Genomic DNA, 16,225 nt, shown 5'->3' with positions numbered 1-16,225 from the left:
GACTCCGATGGCTTCGTGATTCCGCCCGCCGGGTCGCAGCCGCCTGCCCAGACGCCGGTTCCGGACACGGCCGCTGACAGGGCCACCGACAGGACCAGGCCCGTCGCCCGGCCCGAACCCACCACGGTCACCCCTGCCCCGAGCGACGGGGAAACCGCGGAGTCCGAGTTCGACGACCCCCGCCGCCCCCTCCTGCGGGCCCTGAAATTCGGGTCGGTCGCCCTGCTGATCGTCACCGTCATCTCACTGATCGGCTGGGGTGCCGCGGCGGACCTGGCGGGGATCTGGGGCGTGGTCATCGGTGCCGCAATCGGCGGGGGCTTCGTGCTCCTGACCGTGGTCAGCGTGCTGGCCACCTCACGCACGGACCCGATCACCACTGCGGTGGTGGTCATGGCCGGCTGGCTCATCAAGATCGTGATCATGCTGCTGGTGCTGTGGGTGCTGTCGGGCATGACCTTCTACGACACCTGGGCACTGGCGGTCACGATCATCGTCTCACTGGTCATTGTCCTGGTCACCGAGACCTGGGGCGTGGTCACCAGTCGCGTCACCTACGTGAGCTGACCCGGGAGCTCCGCCGGAGGGGCGGGGGCAACGGCCCAGAGCCGTTGTCCCCGCCCTTTCCCATGCGCCGGGGTGGGGAGCCGCTCAGGAACGTCCGGGGCGGGTCGTGACGGGCTTTCCGGGCCGTTCGAACGGATCTCGGCGGGGCGGTGGGCAGGTGCATGGCGCCAGCCCGTCATGGTCACCCGTTTTCCCTGCAGCCGGGCGACGATGGCAGCGGTCCAACGGGCACAGCACGGGGGTGGAACGCTCGGGGAGGGGGCGACGTTTACGTAGGTCAACCGGGGTCAAACACCCCCGACTGGGGCGGGTAACTTGCGGTGTGACTGAACTTACAGCAACGCAAATGTGACCGACTAACGGCGGTTTCGCCGAATTCGGGGGCAGTTAACTGACGACGACGACAGACCCGCATGGGAAATACCTGAAGTGTGCTGATAGGGTTTAGCGCGGGTTACCTCGGCAACTCTCTGCGGGTTCACACGCGCGGAGCGGACACCGGGAGCAATCCCCTGTGTCCGTCGGGCTGATGTGCGACGGAATTGGTGACGGGCACAGAAAGTTCGACAGACGTCCATCGCACCGTACGGAGCAGCTCGCTTCCTTACGGCCCGAACACGGGAGAGAACGCTGAGCGTTACAACACTGTCCATGAAGGGTGAGTTTCACGCACCCGACCTGGATCAAGAATTTTTCCCGGGGGAAACTTACGGCCATTTCATCCTCGATGATTTTGCCAATGGATGGTTCGCACTTGACCGTCTCATGCTGATCCGCCTGCTCATGGCGGTTCTGCTGGTGGTCTTCTTTGTCGTCGCAATGAGGAGCCCGAAGCTGGTTCCTCGCGGACTGCAGAACGTCGCAGAATACGCACTCGATTTCGTGCGGGTCCACATCGCCGAGGACATCCTAGGCAAGAAGGAGGGGCGTCGGTTCCTGCCGATCATCGCCACCATCTTCTTCGCCGTCCTCGCGATGAACATCCCCACGATCATCCCAGCGCTGAATATTTCGCCCAACGCGCGGATCGGCATGCCGATCGCGTTGGCGATCCTGGGCTACATCACGATGATCTACGCCGGCGCCAAGCGTTACGGCTTCGGTAAGTTCATCAAGTCCTCGTTGGTCATTCCGAATATTCCGCCGCTGCTCCACATCCTCGTGGTTCCGATCGAGTTCTTCTCGACGTTCATCATGCGCCCGGTCACGCTGGCTCTTCGTCTCATGGCGAACTTCCTGGCCGGACACCTCATTCTGGTGCTGCTGTTCTCCGCCACGAACTTCTTCTTCTGGCAGATGAACGCCTGGACCATCTTGGGGGGCGTGACCCAGATCGTGGCAGTCCTGTTCACGCTCTACGAAGTCATCATCATCTTCCTGCAGGCCTACATCTTCGCTCTGCTGGTCGCGGTGTACATCGAATTGTCTCTGAACGCCGACGCACACTGACCGACGCGAATCACGCGGTCAACTGATATACCCCGAATACCACACCACCCGGCACAGGGCCGGGTACCAAGAAAGGGAACGACTTTCACATGAACGAGATCATCCTCGCCCAGGACGCTGCTCAGCCGGTTGCACACCTCGGTGCCATCGGCTACGGCATCGGCACCATCGGCCCGGGCATCGGCATCGGCATCCTCGTCGGCAAGACCGTCGAGGGCATGGCTCGCCAGCCCGAGATGGCCGGCCAGCTCCGTACCACCATGTTCCTGGGTATCGCCTTCGTCGAGGCCCTGGCCCTGATCGGCCTGGTCGCCGGCTTCCTGTTCAGCAGCCTGTAAGAAGAACAGATAACGAAGACTGGAGACCAAATGACGAACGTCATTACCGTGCTTGCGGAGAGCGCAGAGCAGCTGCCCATGGAGGGCGGCAACTCAATCCTGCTCCCCAAGACCTACGACATCGTCTGGTCCATCATCCCGCTCATCGTCATCCTGTTCATCTTCTGGAAGTGGATTCTTCCGAAGTTCCAGGAGGTCCTGACTGAGCGTGAGGACCGGATCAAGGGAGGCATTCAGCGTGCTGAAGCAGCACAGGCTGAAGCCAAGTCCGCTCTTGAAAAGTACAACGCGCAGCTCGCCGAAGCCCGCGCCGAAGCAGCCGAGATCCGTGAGCAGGCCCGCGAAAAGGGCAAGCAGATCGAAGCTGACATGAAGGCCCAGGCCTCTGAGGAGAGCAACCGCATCATCGAGTCCGGTGAGAAGCAGCTGCAGGCCCAGCGTGAGCAGGTCGTCGCAGAACTTCGCCAGGAGATGGGGCAGAACTCAATCAACCTTGCTGAGCGACTGCTCGGAGGCGAGCTCTCCGACGCCACCAAGCGCTCCGGCACGATTGACTCCTTCCTGTCCGACCTCGACACCGTGGCACCGGCAGGAAAGTGAGCAACATGCACGCAGCGAGCCGCGCCGCACTAGCGCAGGTTGAATCCCACCTGGACTCAGCACTGTCCGGGGCCGACAACGCCGTCGCAGTCGCCGCACAAGTCGGCACTGAACTGTTCGACGTCGTCGAGATCCTCGACGGTGACCGCGGCCTGCGTGTCGCAGTCGCCGATGCATCGGCTTCCGCCGATCTCCGGACCGGCCTCGTGTCGGACCTGTTCGGCGGCAAGGTTTCGGACGCCACCCTCGAAGTCCTGAAGGACGCCGTCAGCCAGCACTGGTCCACTCCCCGGGAGTTGCGCACCGGTCTGGTTGAGCTCGGCCGTCGTTCGCTCCTGCGCTCCGCTGAGCAGCAGGGACAGCTGGGACAGGTCGAGGACGAGCTGTTCCGGCTGGGTCGGATCCTGGACAAGGAGCCGAGCTTGACCCAGCTGCTGTCTGACGAGTCGGCAGAGCCGACCGCCAGGCGGGGACTGCTGGCCAGCGTGCTCTACGGCAAGGTCACGATGATCACTGAGGCGCTCGCGCTGCAGGTCATCGGCCGCCCGGAGCACAACCCCATCGACGATCTGGCCCACCTGGCCGGCACTGCGGCGGAGCTGCAGGACCGGACCGTGGCCCACGTCGTCGCGGCCAGCGATCTTAATGAGGGCCAGCAGGCGAAGCTTGCTGACAAGTTGGGACGAATTTACGGTCGTGCGATGAGCATCCACTCTGAGGTTGACCCCAGCCTCCTCGGTGGCATGACCATCCGCGTCGAAGACGAGCTGATCGACGGAAGCACCACGGGCAAGCTCGCCCGGCTCCGTTCCAGCCTGGTCTGAGACACGACTTTCGATAGATAGATAATGCTGGAAGAAACAACCGAGAGCAGGAAGAACATGGCGGAGCTGACGATCTCCTCCGATGAGATCCGTAGCGCGATAGCGAACTACACCTCGAGCTACTCCGCGGAGGCCTCCCGTGAGGAGGTCGGCGTGGTCATTTCGGCAGCTGACGGTATTGCCCAGGTTTCGGGCCTGCCGTCTGTGATGGCGAATGAGCTCCTCGAGTTCCCGGGCGGCGTCATCGGCGTCGCACAGAACCTCGAGACCAACTCCATCGGTGTCGTTATCCTGGGCAACTACGAGTCCATCAAGGAAGGCGCCGAAGTCAAGCGGACCGGAGAAGTCCTGTCCATCCCGGTCGGGGATAATTTCCTCGGTCGAGTAATCAACCCCCTGGGCCAGCCCATCGACGGCCTGGGTGCCATCGAGGCTGAGGAAGAGCGTGCCCTCGAGCTGCAGGCGGCCGGCGTCCTGGATCGCCAGCCGGTCGAGGAGCCGATGCAGACGGGCATCAAGGCCATCGACGCGATGACGCCGATCGGCCGTGGTCAGCGTCAGCTGATCATCGGTGACCGTAAGACCGGCAAGACCGCGGTCTGCATCGACACCATCCTCAACCAGAAGGCCAACTGGGAGTCCGGCGACAAGACCAAGCAGGTCCGCTGCATCTACGTCGCCATCGGCCAGAAGGGTTCCACCATCGCTTCCGTGCGCAAGACGCTGGAAGAAAACGGTGCCCTGGACTACACCACCATCGTGGCTGCGCCGGCCTCCGACGCCGCCGGCTTCAAGTGGCTCGCACCGTTCTCCGGCGCCGCCCTGGGCCAGCAGTGGATGTACGACGGCAACCACGTCCTGGTCATCTACGACGACCTGACCAAGCAGGCCGAGGCCTACCGCGCGATTTCGCTGCTGCTGCGTCGTCCCCCGGGACGCGAGGCCTACCCGGGTGACGTGTTCTACCTGCACTCCCGTCTCCTCGAGCGTGCCGCCAAGCTCAATGACGAGCTGGGCGCCGGTTCGATGACCGCTCTGCCGATCATCGAGACCAAGGCGAATGACGTGTCGGCCTTCATTCCGACCAACGTCATCTCCATCACCGACGGCCAGGTGTTCCTGGAGTCGGACCTGTTCAACCAGGGTGTCCGTCCGGCCATCAACGTCGGTGTCTCCGTCTCTCGTGTCGGTGGCGCCGCGCAGACCAAGGGCATGAAGAAGGTCGCCGGCTCGCTGCGTCTGGACCTGGCCGCGTACCGCGACCTCGAGGCCTTCGCGATGATGGCTTCCGACCTGGACCCGGCTTCCCGCGCTCAGCTGGACCGTGGTCAGCGCCTCGTCGAGCTGCTCAAGCAGTCCGAGTCCTCCCCGCAGTCCGTCGAATACCAGATGGTCTCCATCTGGCTTGCGAACGAGGGCGTCTTCGACGTCGTTCCCGTCGAGGACGTCCGTCGCTATGAGGCCGAGCTGCATGAGTACCTGAACGCCAACGCGCCTCAGGTCTTCGAGCAGATCGCGGGTGGCGCCCAGCTGTCCGACGAGTCCAAGGACGCGCTGCTGAAGGCCAACGACGAGTTCGCCAAGACCTTCCAGACCACTGAGGGCGGCACCGTCGTCAACGAGCCCGAGGTCGATGCCCTCGACGGTGGGCAGGTCAAGAAGAACCAGCTCAGCGTCTCCCGCAAGACGGCCAAGAAGTAGGGCGAACATGCCCACTGATATGACCGTCCAAGTAACAGAAGGGAGGAGCATGACCCATGGCAACGATTCGTGAACTGCGTGACCGCATCAAATCCGTCAACTCGACGAAGAAGATCACGAAGGCCCAGGAGCTGATCGCGACTTCACGTATCAGCAAGGCCCAGGCGCGGGTGCAGGCGGCGACGCCTTACGCCCACGAGATTCAGAGCGTCGTCGAGAAGCTGGCCTCGGCCAGCTCCCTCGATCACCCCATGCTCCGCGAGCGTGAGGACGGCAAGGTTGCCGCTATCCTCGTGGTCAGCAGTGACCGCGGGCAGTGCGGTGCCTACAACAACAACGTCTTCAAGAAGGCCGCTGAACTCCAGGGGTTGCTCGAGGGCGAGGGTTATGAGGTCGTCCGTTACGTCACCGGCAAGAAGGCGATCGGCTACTACCAGTTCCGTGACGCCGACATCGCCGGTGCGTGGACGGGCTTCTCCCAGGATCCGTCCTGGGACCTGACCCACGACGTCCGCCACCATCTCATCGACGGCTTCATCGCCGGTTCGAAGGGAGAGGCCCAGACCCGCGAGGGTGTGCGCCAGGGTGAAGGAGCTGTCCGCGGCTTCGACCAGGTCCACGTGGTCTACACCGAGTTCGTCTCGATGCTGACCCAGCGGGCCCGGGCGCACCAGCTGCTGCCGATCGAACCCGTGATCACCGAGGACGAGTTCGAGACCGGCGAGGGGATCCTCAATGACGCCGAGAGCCCGGGCGCGGACTACGACTTCGAACCGGATCCGGACACGCTGTTGAGTGCACTGCTCCCGAAGTTCGTCTCGCGGGCTCTGTACTCGATGTTCCTCGAGGCCTCGGCTTCCGAGTCGGCTGCACGTCGTACCGCCATGAAGGCGGCCACCGACAACGCGACCGAACTGGTCAAGGGCCTGTCGCGTGAGGCGAACGCCGCACGTCAGGCGCAGATCACCCAGGAAATCACAGAGATTGTCGGTGGCGCTGGCGCGCTCGCCGAAAGCGGAGAAAGTGACTAGATTATGACTACAGCTCTCAATGAGCAGAACGCACAGCAGGCGGCCACCGCCGGCCGTGTCGTGCGTGTCATCGGTCCGGTCGTCGACGTGGAGTTCCCGCGCGGCGAGCTGCCGGACCTGTATAACGCGCTGACTGTCGAGGTAACCCTCGAGGCAGTCGCCAAGACCATCACCCTGGAGACCGCACAGCACCTGGGCGACAACCTGGTGCGCGCTGTCTCCATGGCACCGACCGACGGCCTCGTCCGTGGCGCAGCCGTCACCGACACCGGGGCAGCGATCTCCGTTCCGGTCGGCGACGTCGTCAAGGGCCACGTCTTCAACGCCCTCGGTGACTGCCTGGACAGCCCGGGCCTCGGCCGCGACGGCGAGCAGTGGGGCATCCACCGCGATCCGCCGCCCTTCGACCAGCTCGAGGGCAAGACCGAGATCCTGGAGACCGGCATCAAGGTCATCGACCTGCTGACCCCGTACGTCAAGGGCGGCAAGATCGGCCTGTTCGGTGGCGCCGGTGTGGGCAAGACCGTGCTCATCCAGGAGATGATCACCCGTATCGCCCGCGAGTTCTCCGGTACCTCCGTCTTCGCCGGCGTCGGCGAGCGTACCCGTGAGGGCACCGACCTCTTCCTCGAGATGGAGGAGATGGGCGTGCTGCAGGACACCGCGCTCGTCTTCGGCCAGATGGATGAGCCCCCGGGAGTCCGTATGCGCGTGGCGCTGTCCGGCCTGACCATGGCGGAGTACTTCCGCGATGTGCAGAACCAGGACGTGCTGCTGTTCATCGACAACATCTTCCGTTTCACCCAGGCCGGTTCCGAGGTCTCGACCCTGCTGGGTCGTATGCCCTCCGCCGTGGGCTACCAGCCCACCCTGGCTGACGAGATGGGTGTGCTCCAGGAGCGCATCACCTCCACCAAGGGCCGTTCGATCACGTCGCTGCAGGCCGTCTACGTGCCCGCCGATGACTACACCGACCCGGCTCCGGCGGCTGTGTTCGCCCACCTCGACGCCACCACCGAGCTGGACCGCTCGATCGCGTCGAAGGGTATCTACCCGGCCGTGAACCCGCTGACCTCGACCTCCCGTATCCTCGAGCCGGCCATCGTCGGCGAGAAGCACTACGAGGTCGCCCAGCGTGTGATCGGTATCCTGCAGAAGAACAAGGAGCTGCAGGACATCATCGCCATCATGGGCATGGATGAGCTCCCCGAGGAAGACAAGGTCACCGTGCAGCGTGCCCGTCGTCTGGAGCGTTTCCTGGGCCAGAACTTCTTCGTCGCGCAGAAGTTCACCGGCCTGCCGGGCTCCTACGTCCCGCTGGAGGAGACCATCGTGGCCTTCGAGCGCATCTGTGACGGCGACTTCGACCACTACCCGGAGCAGGCCTTCAACGGCCTGGGTGGTCTGGACGACGTCGAGGCGGCCTACAAGAAGATGACCGAGAAGTAGAGGAAGCGAAGACATGGCTGAAATCACCGTTGAACTGGTGGCCGTGGAGCGCATGCTGTGGTCCGGTCAGGCCAGCATCGTCACCGCACAGACCACCGAGGGTGAGATCGGCGTGTTGGCCGGCCACGAGCCGATGCTCGGCCAGCTGGTCGAGAACGGCGTCGTGACCATCCGTCCGGTCGACGGTGACCGCAAGGTCGCCGGCGTCCAGGGTGGCTTCCTGTCGGTCTCGACCGAAAAAGTCACCATCCTCGCGGATCACGCGGTGTGGGCGGATGAGGTTGACCGCGCCACCGCTGAAGCTGATCTGCAGTCGGATGATGAAATCACCAAGGCCCGGGCCCAGGCCGGTCTGGCGGCGCTGCGCCGCCAGGCTGACGCCTAGGCCCCACCCTTCGCCCTCCGGGGCGGGGTGACGGCTGCGGTGGAGCAGGTGCCACCAGGCATACACGCTCTTCGCATCACCTAGTGAAGGACCCACCGGAAACGGTGGGTCCTTCACCGTTTCCGGCGCTGGGAGCCGCCTGGGTGCCGTTGTCCGGGGCGGCTCCCGGTTCGTTAGGTGTGCACGGTACGGACGGGTAGACTGACAGCCTAAACGTTGAAATTGCTCACCCGCGGATACATGAGCGGAAAACAGGGGAGTGCAGTGGAGATCATCACCTGGGCGCTGGTTGTCCTTGCCGTGCTTGCTGTCCTGCTCGCGGCCTGGCGGTTTTTCACGCAGCGCTCCCGGGGGACGGTGGTCATCCTGCGTCGCCTCCCCAACACCGGCACCCACGGGTGGCGTCACGGCTCCATCCGCTACAACGGTGATGATCTCGAGTACTTCAAGCTGCGTTCGCTGTCGCCCATGGCGGATCTGATCTTGAACCGCACGGACACGGAACTCGAGGGACGCCGGGAGCTGACCGGTGCGGAGCTGGAGTTCATGCCCTCCCACATCCACGTCCTGGAGGTCACCTGCCGGGAGGACCGCTACGAGATCGGGATCGGTGGCCCAGGGGAGATGGCTTTCACAGCGTGGGTGGAAGCCGCCCCGGACCGGCGCCGCGAACGCATGGACCCCACCGCGCTGCGCCGGCAGATCGCCCGTCGGCAGGGTCGGCGGGATTAGCCGACCGGCAGTTCGTTAGTCTTGGTTCCATGCGACTCGTTATTGCCCGTTGCTCCGTTGATTATGTCGGGCGCCTGGAAGCCCACCTGCCCAGCGCCGACCGTCTGCTGATGGTCAAGGCGGACGGTTCGGTGTCGGTGCACGCCGATGACCGCGCCTATAAGCCGTTGAACTGGATGACGCCCCCGTGCACGCTGACGGAATCGGCCATCACCGATGAGGACGGCGAGGAGATCGGCGAGCATCTCTGGGTGGTGGAGAACGCGAAGGGGGAGCAGCTGCGCATCACCGTGGAGCAGGTCCACCACGAGCGCAGCTTTGACCTCGGGGAGGACCCCGGGCTGGTCAAGGACGGCGTGGAGTCCCACCTCCAGGAGCTGTTGGCCGAGCACATCACCACTCTCGGAGCGGGCTACACGATGATCCGGCGGGAGTACCCCACCGCCATCGGTCCGGTGGACATCCTCTGCCGGAACGCCGACGGTGCGACCGTGGCCGTCGAGATCAAACGGCGCGGCGGGATTGACGGGGTCGAACAGCTCAGCCGATACCTGGACCTGCTGAACCGGGACGAGCTGCTCCGCCCCGTCACCGGTGTGTTCGCCGCCCAGCAGATCAAGCCGCAGGCGAAGACCCTGGCCGAGGACCGCGGGATCCGCTGTGTGACACTGGACTACCAGGCGCTGCGGGGCATCGAGAGTAACGAACTGCGGTTGTTCTGATGCCCCGGAAGAACCGCCGCATCCGTGACGCGGGCGGCCGTCCCCTCCCTCGGGACGGGTCGTCCTACCTGGGCACCCAGGTGCAGGAGGGGCCGCGTTGGACGTTCGGGGAGCCCTATCTGGTCCGCCACATGGGCTCCGCCGCGGCCCTGAAGTACTACGTCTGCCCGGGCTGCAACCAGAACATTCCACCCGGCGTGGCGCACGTCGTCGCATGGCCGAAGGACGCCGGCCGGGGAGCGGAGGACCGGCGGCACTGGCACCGCGGCTGCTGGGACCGGCGTTGACGGACCCGGGGCCACTCCACGGCGCAGGAACGGGCGGCTGGGTAATCTGGAGGGCATGATCGTTGCATTTTCCGTAGCCCCCACCCAGACCCCCAACGCGGAGGCCGAAATGGCCGACGCCGTCACCGAGGCGGTGCGGGTGGTCCGCGCCTCCGGCCTGCCGAATGAGACCAATGCCATGTTCACCCTCATCGAAGGGGAGTGGGATGAGGTGATGGCCGTGATTAAGCGCGCCACCGACGCCGTGGCCGCCGTCTCCCCGCGCGTGTCCCTGGTGATCAAGGCGGACATCCGCCCGGGTCACTCGGGCCAGATCACACAGAAGGTCGAGTCGGTGGAGTCCCGGCTCGCCCAGAACGGACAGGAGGACAAGTAGATGACCACACCGGACCGCTTCGCCTCGGGTGCGGTTGACCTGGGGCAGATCAAGGCCCGTGCGGAGGCCCGGAGTCAGTCCACGCCGGCCGGCGCCGGCCAGGCCGCCGGAGAGTCCACGCCGGCCGGTGCCGTCGCCCCGTTCTTCACGGTGACCCCGGACAACCTTGAGACCGACGTGCTGCGCCGTTCCCTCGAGATCCCCGTCGTCGTCCTGGTGGGCACCTCCCGCAGCCCTGACTCGGAGCAGCTGAAGCAGGACTTCGAAACCCTGGCCCGGGAAGCCGAGCTGGCGTTCGTCTTCGGCTATGTCGACGCCGACACGAGCCCGGACATCGCGCAGATGATGGGGGTGTCCGGACTGCCGACGGTGCTCGCGCTCGCCGCCGGCCGTCCCGTCACGAATTTCGAGGGCGGTCAGCCGATGGAGGCGCTGCGCAAGTGGACCGCTTCATTGACGGAGGCCGTCGGCAGCCAGCTACAGGGGCTGCCGGAGGGCACCGTCATGGCCGGTGGCGCGGCCCCGGAACCGCAGGAACCGCCGAGCGATCCGCGGTTCGACGCCGCCACCGATGCACTCAACGCCGGGGACTTCGCCGCTGCGATCCAGGTCTACGACGACATTCTCGCCGCGGAGCCGAAGAATGCGGAGGCGAAGCAGGCCCGGGACAGCGCCCGACTGCTGGCCCGGCTTTCGGAGACCCCGGAGGGCGTGGACCCCGTCATGGCAGCGGACGAGGATCCCACGGACGTCGACAAGGCCTTCGCCGCAGCGGACCGGGAGATTGCGGCCGGCGACCCCGATGCCGCCTTCGGCCGCCTGATCGCTCTGTTAGGGACCAGCGCCGGTGATGTCAGGACGACCGTGCGCGACCGGCTGGTGGAGCTCTTCGCGCTCTTCGACGCCGCGGATCCCCGGGTACTGGATGCCCGCCGACGCATGGCCAGCGCGCTGTACTGAGCAGTGTCCGCCACCGACTGGGCTTCTCCGCGTCGGAGGTGTATAGTTATTCGTTGTCGCGCAAAGCTCTGGTGAACGCCAGATTTTCGCGAGGTGAATGAAGAAACACCCGACGCGGGGTGGAGCAGCTCGGTAGCTCGCTGGGCTCATAACCCAGAGGTCGTAGGTTCGAATCCTGCCCCCGCTACCAACTTCTTCAGAGGAAATGTCCCGGACCCCACGGTCCGGGACATTTTTATTTCTGCTGGCTGGCAGACGCGAACGGGTCCCGGGAAGGTGTCTTCTCCGGGCCCGTTCGCAGTGGTTCAGTGGCTCAACGTGAACCGGTCAGCGCTTGAGCCGGTACCACTGCACGCTCATGGCCGGGACGGTGAGGGTGAGCCGGTGTGGCTGGCTGTCCCAGCCGTGGTCGGTGGTGGTGAGGGTGTCCGGTAGCGGCACCCCGGCGCCCTCGTAGGTGCGGTCGTCGGTGTTGAGGATCAGCTCGAAGTCACCGGCCACGGGAACGCCCACGTTGTAGCCCTCGCGGGTGGCGCCACCGAAGTTGCAGACCGAGAGCACCGCCGAGCTGTCCGTGCCCCAGCGGAGGAAGACCAGCGTATTGGCGGCCGCGTCATCGGACTTGATCCACTGGAAACCGGCGGGGTCGAAGTCCTGACTGTACAGGGCGGGTTCCGCCGCGTTGATCCGGTTGAGGTCGGTGACCAGCTGCTGGACGCCGCGGTGGTATTCGCCCTGCCAGCCCTCGCGGTCGCCCCAGTCCAGGGAGTGGGCCTCGCTCCACTCGTTGCGCTGGCCGAATTCCTGACCCTGGAAGAGCAGCTGCTTGCCGGGGTGGGAGTACATGTAGCCGTAGAGACTGCGCAGTCCCGCGGCCTTGTTCCACGTGTCTCCCGGCATCCGGTCCCACAGCGACCCCTTGCCGTGCACCACCTCATCGTGGCTGAAGGGCAGGACATAGCGCTCGGAGTAGGCGTAGATCATCGAGAAGGTGATCTCGTCGTGGTGGTGGGAACGATGCACCGGATCCAGGGAGAAGTACTCCAGGGTGTCGTTCATCCAGCCCATGTTCCACTTGAGGGAGAAACCCAGTCCGTTGTGTTCGGTGGGGGCGGTGACACCGGGCCAGGAGGTGGATTCCTCGGCGATCGTGAGGACACCGGGGTGGGCGCGGTGGACGGTGGCGTTGGTTTCCTGGAGGAAGGACACCGCCTCCAGGTATTCGCGGCCACCGTACTGGTTGGGCACCCATTCGCCGTCCTCGCGGGAATAGTCGAGGTAGAGCATGGATGCCACGGCATCCACGCGCAGGCCGTCGACATGGAACTCCTCGATCCAGTACAGGGCGTTGGCGACCAGGAAGTTCTTGACTTCGCGGCGTCCGAAGTCGAAGACGTAGGTGCCCCAGTCCTTCTGTTCGCCCTTGCGCCAGTCGGGATGCTCGTAGAGTGCCTGCCCGTCGAAGCGGGCCAGCGCCCAGTCATCCTTGGGGAAGTGGCCGGGCACCCAGTCGATGATGACGCCGATGCCGGCCTGGTGGAAGGCGTCGATCAGTCGGCGCAGCCCGTCCGGGTCTCCCCAGCGGGAGCTGGGGGCGTAGTAGCCGGAGATCTGGTAGCCCCAGGAGCCGCCGAAGGGGTGCTCGGCCACCGGCATGAACTCCACGTGGCTGAAGCCCTGCTCGACCACGTAGTCCACCAGCTCAGTGGCCAGATCTGTGTAGGTCAGGCCCTGTTTCCAGGAGCCCAGGTGCACCTCGTAGACGCTCATCGGTCCGGCGGTGGTGTCCCGGGCGGCGCGCCGCTCCAGCCAGGCGGTGTCGTTCCACTGGTAGTCGGACTCGGCCACGATGGAGGCGGTCCCGGGCGGGGTCTCGGAACGCTTGGCCAAGGGGTCGGCCTTGTCGCGGCGGTGACCTTCCTTGGTCTGCACGGCGAACTTGTACTTGGCGCCGGACCTGACGTCGGGGAGGAACAGTTCCCAGATGCCGGAGGACCCCAGGGAGCGCATCGGGTGCTGGGAGGCGTTCCAGCCGTTGAAGTCGCCGACCACGGCCACGCCGACGGCATTCGGTGCCCAGACGGCGAAGGAGGTGCCCCGCACCGTGCCGAGAGTGGTCTGGTAGGTGCGGACATTGGCGCCGAGCACCTCCCAGAGACGTTCGTGCCGGCCCTCGGAAACCAGGTGGATGTCGAGGTCGCCGAGGGTGGGCAGGAAGTGGTAGGCGTCGGCGACCAGCACCGGCTTCGTCCCCGGCCAGGTGATGTTGAACCGGTAGTCCGCAGATTCGCGGTCGCCCGAGAGCTCCGCGACCCAGACATCGTCGCCGACGGGGGTCATGTCGATGCCCCGGCCGTCGACGAACAGCTCCACATGTTCGGCTCCGAGCTGGCGGGTGCGCACCACGGAGCCGTCGGCGGTGCCGTGCCAGCCGTAGAAATCGTGCGGGGCATGGTGGTGGCAGTGGCGTAGCCGTTCCAGATCTGCCTCGGGGATGAGGGCGGAGGGATTGATGTTGGTACTGGCTTCGGTCATGCTCGTTCCTTGCGGTGGGGGACCCGGTGCAGGTCGTGACCTGCATTTCTCCTACCGAAGGTACCGGAGGAAGAAGTCCCGGGCAGGGGAAAAGGCGGTACGTAGGGGATTTGGGGGTGACAGCGGGTCCGTCGGCGGTGTGGTGGGGCCGCAGTCACCAGGGCAGGTTCCGTCTAAGGGCGGTAGTCGCTGACCTGGCGCCAGGCCAACTGCTCCCGTCGTTCGACCGGCACGGTCGGCAGCGTGAGGATGTGGGCGACGTTGCCGAGCGGTTCCAGGCGGACGAAGTTGTGCTCGGACCAGGTCCAGTCCGCCCCGGAGACGAGGTCATGCACGGGGAAGCTGGCCCCGGGGGCCTGGCCGATGGCGGCCAGGTCGAGGTGCACCGTGGCCTCCTTGGTCTCCCGGGGGTCGAGGTTGACCACCACCAACACGGCGTCACCGCTGACCGGGTCGGCCTTGGAGTACGCGAGGACCGCCTCGTTGTCCGCATCATGGAAGTGGAGGTTGCGCAGCTGCTGCAGGGCGGGGTGGCCCCGCCGGATGTGGTTGAGCTGCGTGATGTAGGGCTCCAGCGACTCACCGCGCTCAAGCGCCAGGGCGAAGTCGCGCGGGCGCAGCTCGTACTTCTCGGAGTCCAGGTACTCCTCGCTGCCCTCCTGCACCGCGACGTGCTCGAAGAGCTCGTAACCGGAGTAGACGCCCCACAGCGGGGACATGGTGGCGGCCAGGGTGGCACGGATGGCGAACATCGCCTTGCCGCCGTACTGGAGGGAGGCGTGCAGGATGTCGGGGGTGTTGACGAACAGATTCGGCCGGGAGATGTCCGCGGCGTCCCGGATCTCGCTGGCGAATTCCGTCAACTCCGGCTTCGAGGTCTTCCAGGTGAAGTAGGTGTAGGACTGGGAGAAACCGAGCTTGGCCAGCCCGTAGAGCCGCGCCGGCCGGGTGAAGGCCTCGGCGAGGAAGATCACCTCCGGGTTGGTCTCGTGGACCTTGGCGATCAACCAGGCCCAGAACTCCGCCGGCTTGGTGTGTGGGTTGTCCACCCGGAACGTCGTGACACCCAGGTCCACCCAGTACTGCACCACGCGGTAGATCTCCCGGGTGATGCCGTCCCAGTCATTGGTGAAGTTCAGCGGGTAGATGTCCTGGTACTTCTTCGGCGGGTTCTCGGCGTAGGCGATGGTGCCGTCGGCCAGTTCGGTGAAGAACTCCCGGTGGGTGCGGGCCCAGGGGTGGTCGGGGGCGGCCTGCAGTGCGAGGTCCAGGGCGACCTCCAGGTTCAGCTCCGATGCGCGTTCCAGCAGGCGCCGGAAGTCCGCCTCCGTGCCCAGCTCCGGGTGGAAGGCGTCGTGCCCGCCCTCAGCGGAGCCGATGGCCCAGGGCGAACCGACGTCGTCGGGCCCGGGGGTCAGGGTGTTGTTGCGGCCCTTGCGGTTGACCTCACCGATGGGGTGGACCGGGGGGAAGTAGACGGTGTCGAAGCCCATGGCCGCCACCCGCTCGAGGGCGTCGGCGGTGGTGGCGAAGGTGCCGTGCACGGGGTTGCCGTCAGCGTCCCGGCCGCCGGTGGAGCGGGGGAAGAGCTCGTACCAGGAGTTGAACAGGGCGTCGCGACGCTCGACCAGCACCTCGTGGACCCGGCCGCGGCGCAGTTCCTCCCGCAGCGGGTACAGGTCGAGGAGGGCGGTGGTGTCCGGGGACAGGGCGGCAGCCACGCGGCCGTCGAGGTCTCCCGGCAGGCTCAGTGCCTCACCGATCTGGCGCAGGTGCTCCGCCTCGGGTTCCGGGGCCTGCTCCGCGGCCCGCTGGAACAGCTCCACACCGTGCGCCAGGTCGTTGGCCAGCTCGGCCTCCGTCTGCCCGGCCGCCATTTTCTTGGTCACGGCGTTGCGCCAGGTGTTGAAGGGGTCGGACCAGGCGTCGACCCGGAAGGACCAGGTGCCGGTGTCGTCGGGGGTGAAAATCGCGTGCACCCGGTCCTGGTTGTCCGGGTCGATGGTCATGGTCGTGACCGTGGCTTCACCTGCCGGGGGCGAGACCACCAGGCTTGCCGCCACGGCGTCATGGCCTTCCCGCCAGACCAGCGCGGTCACCGGGACGACCTCTCCGACCACGGCTTTCGTCGGGTAACGTCGTTCGGAGATCAGGGGTCGGACATCATCAATCTGGCCGGTCATGTTGTTCACCTTCGATCAGTGGGCGGGCCGCGAGGCAGGACAGCAGAAAGCCTAACGCAGCTGTGTCAGTTCCACAGGGATCCGGA

16 protein-coding genes and 1 tRNA gene are annotated in these 16,225 nt (G+C 65.6%); 15 read left to right on the top strand and 2 right to left on the bottom strand.

What is annotated here, in order from left to right; all coding sequences use genetic code 11:
* Positions 1-192: 192 nt before the first annotated feature.
* The 15 genes from ACQCVD_RS07695 (at position 193) to ACQCVD_RS07625 (ending at position 11,611) form a co-directional block, all read left to right on the top strand.
* A complete protein-coding gene (locus ACQCVD_RS07695; protein ID WP_426823239.1) occupies positions 193-567 on the top strand; it encodes a hypothetical protein in 375 nt (124 codons plus the stop codon).
* Positions 568-1,218: 651 nt separating this feature from the next.
* Positions 1,219-2,016, top strand: a complete 798-nt coding sequence (atpB, locus tag ACQCVD_RS07690) for a F0F1 ATP synthase subunit A (RefSeq protein ID WP_426823148.1) — start codon at positions 1,219-1,221, stop codon at positions 2,014-2,016.
* A gap of 89 nt (positions 2,017-2,105) precedes the next feature.
* A complete protein-coding gene (locus ACQCVD_RS07685) occupies positions 2,106-2,354 on the top strand; it encodes an ATP synthase F0 subunit C (RefSeq protein ID WP_426823147.1) in 249 nt (82 codons plus the stop codon).
* 30 nt (positions 2,355-2,384) lie between these two features.
* Positions 2,385-2,954, top strand: a complete 570-nt coding sequence (locus ACQCVD_RS07680) for a F0F1 ATP synthase subunit B (RefSeq protein ID WP_426823146.1) — start codon at positions 2,385-2,387, stop codon at positions 2,952-2,954.
* A 5-nt stretch (positions 2,955-2,959) separates the two neighbouring features.
* The gene (locus tag ACQCVD_RS07675; protein WP_426823145.1) at positions 2,960-3,778 is read left to right on the top strand and encodes a F0F1 ATP synthase subunit delta; all 819 of its coding nucleotides are present in this window, start codon (positions 2,960-2,962) and stop codon (positions 3,776-3,778) included.
* Positions 3,779-3,802: 24 nt separating this feature from the next.
* The gene (gene atpA / locus ACQCVD_RS07670; protein ID WP_426823144.1) at positions 3,803-5,479 is read left to right on the top strand and encodes a F0F1 ATP synthase subunit alpha; all 1,677 of its coding nucleotides are present in this window, start codon (positions 3,803-3,805) and stop codon (positions 5,477-5,479) included.
* Between the two features lie 56 nt (positions 5,480-5,535).
* Positions 5,536-6,510, top strand: a complete 975-nt coding sequence (locus ACQCVD_RS07665) for a F0F1 ATP synthase subunit gamma (protein WP_426823143.1) — start codon at positions 5,536-5,538, stop codon at positions 6,508-6,510.
* A 3-nt stretch (positions 6,511-6,513) separates the two neighbouring features.
* Positions 6,514-7,959: a F0F1 ATP synthase subunit beta gene (gene atpD, locus ACQCVD_RS07660; protein ID WP_426823142.1), complete on the top strand. Its 1,446-nt coding sequence runs from the start codon at positions 6,514-6,516 to the stop codon at positions 7,957-7,959.
* A gap of 13 nt (positions 7,960-7,972) precedes the next feature.
* Positions 7,973-8,344, top strand: coding sequence for a F0F1 ATP synthase subunit epsilon (locus ACQCVD_RS07655; protein ID WP_426823141.1), 372 nt, complete (start codon positions 7,973-7,975; stop codon positions 8,342-8,344).
* Positions 8,345-8,584: 240 nt separating this feature from the next.
* Positions 8,585-9,076, top strand: coding sequence for a DUF2550 domain-containing protein (locus ACQCVD_RS07650; protein WP_426823140.1), 492 nt, complete (start codon positions 8,585-8,587; stop codon positions 9,074-9,076).
* Between the two features lie 29 nt (positions 9,077-9,105).
* On the top strand, positions 9,106-9,798 hold the full coding sequence (nucS, locus tag ACQCVD_RS07645) for an endonuclease NucS (RefSeq protein WP_426823139.1): 693 nt from the start codon (positions 9,106-9,108) through the stop codon (positions 9,796-9,798).
* Positions 9,798-10,085: a hypothetical protein gene (locus ACQCVD_RS07640; RefSeq protein WP_426823138.1), complete on the top strand. Its 288-nt coding sequence runs from the start codon at positions 9,798-9,800 to the stop codon at positions 10,083-10,085. Before nucS ends, ACQCVD_RS07640 begins: the two co-directional genes overlap by 1 nt.
* A gap of 55 nt (positions 10,086-10,140) precedes the next feature.
* Positions 10,141-10,461 carry a thiamine-binding protein gene (locus ACQCVD_RS07635; RefSeq protein ID WP_426823137.1) on the top strand — a complete coding sequence of 107 codons (321 nt, stop codon included), beginning with the start codon at positions 10,141-10,143 and terminating at the stop codon, positions 10,459-10,461.
* The gene (locus ACQCVD_RS07630; protein WP_426823136.1) at positions 10,462-11,421 is read left to right on the top strand and encodes a tetratricopeptide repeat protein; all 960 of its coding nucleotides are present in this window, start codon (positions 10,462-10,464) and stop codon (positions 11,419-11,421) included.
* Positions 11,422-11,534: 113 nt separating this feature from the next.
* Positions 11,535-11,611 (top strand) — tRNA-Met (locus tag ACQCVD_RS07625).
* Between the two features lie 137 nt (positions 11,612-11,748).
* On the opposite strand, the gene glgB is transcribed toward ACQCVD_RS07625, so the two are convergent.
* Positions 11,749-13,956 carry a 1,4-alpha-glucan branching protein GlgB gene (glgB, locus tag ACQCVD_RS07620; protein ID WP_426823135.1) on the bottom strand — a complete coding sequence of 736 codons (2,208 nt, stop codon included), beginning with the start codon at positions 13,954-13,956 and terminating at the stop codon, positions 11,749-11,751.
* 173 nt (positions 13,957-14,129) lie between these two features.
* On the bottom strand, positions 14,130-16,139 hold the full coding sequence (locus ACQCVD_RS07615; protein WP_426823134.1) for a maltotransferase domain-containing protein: 2,010 nt from the start codon (positions 16,137-16,139) through the stop codon (positions 14,130-14,132).
* Positions 16,140-16,225 lie beyond the last annotated feature (86 nt).

The sequence above is a fragment of the Corynebacterium halotolerans genome, from assembly GCF_050107895.1.
GTDB classification, from domain to species: Bacteria; Actinomycetota; Actinomycetes; order Mycobacteriales; family Mycobacteriaceae; genus Corynebacterium; species Corynebacterium halotolerans_B.
The sequence above is the reverse complement of the archived record's forward strand: the minus strand, read 5'-3'. Positions and strand labels throughout refer to the sequence as shown.

Coding starts and splice junctions, on each gene's coding strand:
- ACQCVD_RS07685 (WP_426823147.1), top strand. CDS start 2,106: ATGAACGAGATCATCCTCGCCCAGGACGCTGCTCAGCCGGTTGCACAC.
- glgB (WP_426823135.1), bottom strand. CDS start 13,956: ATGACCGAAGCCAGTACCAACATCAATCCCTCCGCCCTCATCCCCGAG.
- atpB (WP_426823148.1), top strand. CDS start 1,219: ATGAAGGGTGAGTTTCACGCACCCGACCTGGATCAAGAATTTTTCCCG.
- atpD (WP_426823142.1), top strand. CDS start 6,514: ATGACTACAGCTCTCAATGAGCAGAACGCACAGCAGGCGGCCACCGCC.
- ACQCVD_RS07635 (WP_426823137.1), top strand. CDS start 10,141: ATGATCGTTGCATTTTCCGTAGCCCCCACCCAGACCCCCAACGCGGAG.
- ACQCVD_RS07655 (WP_426823141.1), top strand. CDS start 7,973: ATGGCTGAAATCACCGTTGAACTGGTGGCCGTGGAGCGCATGCTGTGG.
- ACQCVD_RS07675 (WP_426823145.1), top strand. CDS start 2,960: ATGCACGCAGCGAGCCGCGCCGCACTAGCGCAGGTTGAATCCCACCTG.
- atpA (WP_426823144.1), top strand. CDS start 3,803: ATGCTGGAAGAAACAACCGAGAGCAGGAAGAACATGGCGGAGCTGACG.
- ACQCVD_RS07680 (WP_426823146.1), top strand. CDS start 2,385: ATGACGAACGTCATTACCGTGCTTGCGGAGAGCGCAGAGCAGCTGCCC.
- ACQCVD_RS07630 (WP_426823136.1), top strand. CDS start 10,462: ATGACCACACCGGACCGCTTCGCCTCGGGTGCGGTTGACCTGGGGCAG.
- ACQCVD_RS07615 (WP_426823134.1), bottom strand. CDS start 16,139: ATGACCGGCCAGATTGATGATGTCCGACCCCTGATCTCCGAACGACGT.
- ACQCVD_RS07640 (WP_426823138.1), top strand. CDS start 9,798: ATGCCCCGGAAGAACCGCCGCATCCGTGACGCGGGCGGCCGTCCCCTC.
- ACQCVD_RS07665 (WP_426823143.1), top strand. CDS start 5,536: ATGGCAACGATTCGTGAACTGCGTGACCGCATCAAATCCGTCAACTCG.
- nucS (WP_426823139.1), top strand. CDS start 9,106: ATGCGACTCGTTATTGCCCGTTGCTCCGTTGATTATGTCGGGCGCCTG.
- ACQCVD_RS07650 (WP_426823140.1), top strand. CDS start 8,585: ATGAGCGGAAAACAGGGGAGTGCAGTGGAGATCATCACCTGGGCGCTG.